This is a genomic window from Acinetobacter sp. UBA2063 (genome assembly GCF_002333245.1).
Taxonomy (GTDB): domain Bacteria; phylum Pseudomonadota; class Gammaproteobacteria; order Pseudomonadales; family Moraxellaceae; genus Acinetobacter; species Acinetobacter parvus.
The window spans coordinates 1-4,927 of the sequence record NZ_DDAH01000080.1 but is presented as its reverse complement, the minus strand read 5'-3'; the positions used below and the strand labels follow the sequence as shown (position 1 = coordinate 4,927).

3 protein-coding genes are annotated in these 4,927 nt (G+C 44.8%); all 3 read right to left on the bottom strand.

All coding sequences use genetic code 11. From position 1 onward, the window contains the following. Positions 1 to 165: 165 nt before the first annotated feature. Genes kdpC through kdpA form a run of 3 tightly spaced genes read right to left on the bottom strand, consistent with a single transcriptional unit; the run spans position 166 to position 4,566 of the window. The gene (gene kdpC / locus B4H32_RS03590) at positions 166 to 768 is read right to left on the bottom strand and encodes a potassium-transporting ATPase subunit KdpC (protein WP_004682291.1); all 603 of its coding nucleotides are present in this window, start codon (positions 766 to 768) and stop codon (positions 166 to 168) included. Between the two features lie 19 nt (positions 769 to 787). After that, on the bottom strand, positions 788 to 2,830 hold the full coding sequence (gene kdpB / locus B4H32_RS03585) for a potassium-transporting ATPase subunit KdpB (RefSeq protein WP_004679626.1): 2,043 nt from the start codon (positions 2,828 to 2,830) through the stop codon (positions 788 to 790). 11 nt (positions 2,831 to 2,841) lie between these two features. Continuing rightward, positions 2,842 to 4,566 (bottom strand): potassium-transporting ATPase subunit KdpA, encoded by a 1,725-nt coding sequence (gene kdpA, locus B4H32_RS03580; RefSeq protein ID WP_004679628.1) that lies wholly within the window; start codon positions 4,564 to 4,566, stop codon positions 2,842 to 2,844. Between the last annotated feature and the right edge of the window lie 361 nt (positions 4,567 to 4,927).

The window sequence follows — 4,927 nt, the reverse complement described above, 5'->3', positions numbered from 1 at the left end:
ATTCATTTAAATGCGTCTAAAGTCAGCTTGGCTATTGCTGGGCAATATGGATGCCACCGTTGGGCGGAGGTATAGAACATCCCCTCGCCCAACAATCGTATATAACTTAATTCAGATTATTCAATAGCTTTCAATCACTATATTTTAATCATCAAGCCATTCATATCACTTCCCGCCCCGATCCAAAGCCAAATTCAATTCAAGCACATTGACACGTGCCTGCCCTAAAATCCCAAAAATCGGCTGAACCGTATGCGACTGAATCAGTTTTTCGATATTCTGTTCAGGCATATGCCGTGCATGGGCAATCCGCTTCACTTGAATCATGGCTGATTGCACGCTAATTTCAGGGTCGATGCCGCTGCCTGAAGCGGTGACCAGATCCGCAGGAATTTTAGATTTTTCAATCTGTTCCTTCGCTGCGATTCGATTCAGCCGTTCCTCTATGGCTTTCTGCAGTTCAGGATTGGTTCTCGCCATGTTGCTTCCGGCCATCGCCATAGGATCATAATTTGCGGCAGATGGACGCGGATGGAAATATTGAACTTGGGCAAAAGGCTGTGCCACTAAGCGTGAACCGATCACTTGATTATTTTCGACAATCAAGCTGCCGTTGGCTTGTTTTGGAAAGAGCATTTGTCCTAAGCTGGTTGCAGCAGCACTATATACAAAGCCGCATAAGCCTAGAGCAATGATGGTCATTCCAAACGAAGCGCGCAGTTTCTCACCCCATGATGAGTCTGCCAATTGATGATTTTGCATATTCACTTTGTCATCCTCAAAAAATTTATAGGGCCAAGATTGGACTGATCAGCAGATCAATCGCTTTAATGGCAATAAACGGTAGCAGCACCCCGCCCACACCATAAATCAGCATGTTGCGGCGCAATAATTGGGTAGATGTCGAAGGTTTGAATTTCACACCGCGCAGTGCAATTGGAATCAGCAGAGGAATAATGATCGCATTAAAGATCAGCGCAGACAGGATGGCACTTTCAGAACTGCCTAGTTGCATGACATTTAACACATGCATTTGCGGAATTGCCGCGACGAATAATGCCGGCAAAATTGCAAAATACTTTGATACATCATTCGCCAAGGAAAAGGTGGTTAATGCACCGCGAGTAATCAGTTGCTGTTTGCCTATTTCAACCACAGATAGCAATTTTGTTGGATCAGAATCTAAATCCACCATATTGCCTGCTTCTTTGGCTGCTTGCGTTCCCGAGTTCATGGCTAAGCCAATATCTGCTTGGGCTAACGCCGGTGCATCATTAGTACCGTCACCGACCATCGCTACCAAATGTCCTTTGTTTTGCTCGGTTCGAATGCATGTGAGTTTATCTTCTGGTTTCGCTTCAGCGATATAATCATCCACACCAGCCTCTGCTGCGATGGCCGCTGCTGTGAGCGGATTATCTCCGGTCACCATCACAGTTTTAATGCCCATTTCACGTAAGCGCGCAAATTTTTCTTTAATGCCTTGCTTAATCACGTCTGATAGTTCAATGACACCCAACAAATTCTGATCTTTAGCCACGACCAGCGGCGTTGCCCCTTTTGAAGCTATTTGTTCTACGCGCGCTTTCAGTTCGGCATGATTTTCAAGGTTTTGCGAAGCGAATTTAAGAATGGCATCCATAGCGCCTTTACGCACTTGATGACCATCCGCCAAGTTAAGGCCTGAAATGCGTGTGGACGCATTAAAAGCGATAAACTCAGCCTGTTCAGGCTCGGCCACTCTTTCACCTTGCTCTTTGGCCAAAGCAACCACCGATTTACCTTCTGGCGTTGGATCGGCCAAAGAAGTCAGTACCGCCGCTTGGCGAAGTTCAGACTCCGTCACTCCTGTTAAGGGATAAAAAGCAGTCGCCTGACGGTCACCGTAAGTAATAGTTCCGGTTTTATCGAGTAGTAAAACATCTATATCGCCTGCAACTTCAACCGCCTTGCCTGATTTGGCAATCACATTGGCTTTGAGCGCTCTGTTCATCCCTGCAATTCCAATAGCTGGCAATAAGCCGCCGATGGTGGTTGGAATCAAGCAGACCAATAGCGCCACCAATAAAATCGGGCTGATTTCAATATGCAGGAAATGTCCAATCAACGGCAGGCTGACCACGACGATGATAAAAGTCACAGTCATCACGGTCAGTAAAATACCTAAGGCAATTTCATTCGGTGTTTTTTGACGGTTTGAGCCTTCGACTAAAGCAATCATTCGGTCGAGAAAGCTATTTCCCGCCTCTGCGGTCACTTGCACGATGATCCGGTCGGTTAAGACTTTGGTTCCCCCAATCACCCCTGATTTATCCGTACCCGCTTCACGCAGTACTGGCGCAGATTCACCTGTTACAGCAGCTTCATTGATCGTAGCAAAGCCTTGAATGATCTCACCATCTACGGGAATGAATTCCCCTGCACGCACTTCAATCAAGTCATGCATTTTCAATTCAGCCGCTGAAATCTGCACCCCATCCATATCATCTTTAGAATGGATCCGGCGCGCCGTCAAATTTTGACGCGCTTGACGCAGGGATGACGCCTGTCCGCGGCCTTTAGCTTCGGCAAGAGCTTCAGCATAATTGGCAAAGAGAACAGTTACAAATAAAATCAATGTCACCAATAAGCCAAAAACCAGACTGGCTTGCCCCAAAATTGTACTAACCAGTGTAATCAGCGTCCCAAGCCAAACGATGGCCATCACTGGATTTTTAATCACATGCTGCGGTAGCAGTTTAATAAAGGCATTTTTCCATGCTTCAGCTTGAAATAAAGTTGAAGCGATAGTGTTTTGCTGTGTTTGAACAGTTTGTTTTGAATGATTCATTGTACTCACCCTTAACCTTGAACCAATAACAGATGATCAGCAATTGGCCCCAAGACCAGGACTGGCATAAATTGCAATAAGGTCAACATCACCACAATGGCGATTAAAGTCAGTGCGAATGTTGGCGTTTCGACTTTTAAACTGCCGCTGCTTTCAGGTGCTTGGCGTTTTGCAGCTAAACGTGTAGCGATGATTAAAGGAATAATTAATGTCGGGAAACGGCCGAGCAATAAAGCAATACCGCATGTGACATTCCACCACACGGTATTGTCTGATAGCCCTTCAAAGCCTGAGCCATTGTTGGCAAATGCAGACACATATTCGTACAGAACTTGAGAAATGCCGTGGTATTGCGGATTACTGTTGCCCGTCAATTCAGGGAAAAATACAGTTATTGCGGTTAAACCAAGAATGACGATGGGTTGGATCAAAATCACAACAGCGAGCAGCTTGATTTCACCGGCTTCAATTTTGCGGCCAAACAATTCTGGGGTGCGGCCGGTCATTAAGCCTGCAATAAAGACTGCTAAAAACAGATAAATAATGAATTGCTGTAAACCACAGCCAATCCCGCCCCAAATGGCATTGATCAGCATATTGGACAATTGCACCATACCTGTGAGCGGTGCAGATGAATCATGCATCATATCCACTGAGCCGTTATTGACTTGGGTGGTGACCGCTGACCACAAAGCAGATGATGCCTCGCCAAAACGCACTTCTTTACCTTCCATGGCGGAAAGCAATGTCGAAGTCGATGAAAGGCTTTCTGACCAGATAGCGCTAGTCGCAGAAATGATCGACATCAGCAGCATTGAAGCAAAGACCAAGCCTGCGAATTTGGCGCGTTTGGTGAAAAAGCCCAGCATAAAAATCACCGAAACAGGGATCAGTAAAATCGCAAGCATTTCCAGAAAGTTTGACAATGGTGTCGGATTTTCCAAAGGTACACTGCTGTTCGGACCATACCAGCCACCACCATTACTGCCCAATTGCTTAATTGCTACCATGGGCGCAACAGGGCCTAAAGGTATTTTTTGCGTTGTTAATTCGCTGCTTTGGTCAATCACTTGAACTTCTGGGCCGCCTTGAAAAGTCGATGGTACGCCTTGGCTAGTGAGCAATAATGACCAAACCATGCATAAAGGAATCAGAAAGCGGAACGTCGGACGAATCACATCGGCCCAATAGTTGCCGACATTAATTTGTTGCACTTTATGCTTAAAGCTGGTCTGTTGATCGGTTTCAGAAAGTGCATTGGATTGTTTGTAGAACAGTGCTCGAACTGTAGCCACCACCATCGCCAGGCCCATCATCGGCGTGATGATCTGCAAGCCGACAATGCCAACCATTTGCGATAAATAAGACAGTTGTGCCTGTCCTGAATAGTGCTGCTGATTGGTATTGGTCAGAAACGAAATCATGGTATGCAGCGCCAAATCCCATGACATATTCGGCGCATGATTTGGATTCAGCGGCAGGCTGGCTTGAGCCATGAATAAAACCCAAGTCACTAAACCAATCACCGCACAGCTCATGACAAAATTTAATGAATAAGTTTTGACATTCATCCCCCGTTTGGGATTGGTTCCAAAAACAGCGTAAATGGGCTTTTCAATCCAATTGAATAGAGGATCAATTTTCATCTCGCGGTTGTGCATAATTGCTGCGAGGTATTTACCCAAGGGATAAGCCAGAACAAAGACGATGGCTAAAAGCAAAGCAAACTCTAACATGGCATTTCACTCCTATGTTTCAGAGCTGAAAACTGCATGCAGATATTGAAATAACGTTTATTTTGATTATTTAGTACAACGCAATTTTTTTGATGCTGTACCTGCTGATGCGCGTGAATGACCGCACTCATGTTTTTCATCCTAAGCATTGGGATATTCCAAAATCCAGTATGAAAAATAAGACCGTAAAGTCTCTATTCATAACTTTGGATGCCGCGTAAAGAAAGCGTAAAAATTTAGCTCAATGCACTTATAAATGCAGAAAATATCTTAAAAGTGATGGCTATTATTATTCTGTGACTCACTTTATTTATGGATATAATTTCAGTACTTAAAGCCTTATTTTTAGGTTTTATAGAAA

Bases quoted from the DNA above. Each gene is read 5' to 3' on its own strand.
- kdpB (WP_004679626.1), bottom strand. From the start codon at position 2,830: ATGAATCATTCAAAACAAACTGTTCAAACACAGCAAAACACTATCGCT.
- kdpA (WP_004679628.1), bottom strand. From the start codon at position 4,566: ATGTTAGAGTTTGCTTTGCTTTTAGCCATCGTCTTTGTTCTGGCTTAT.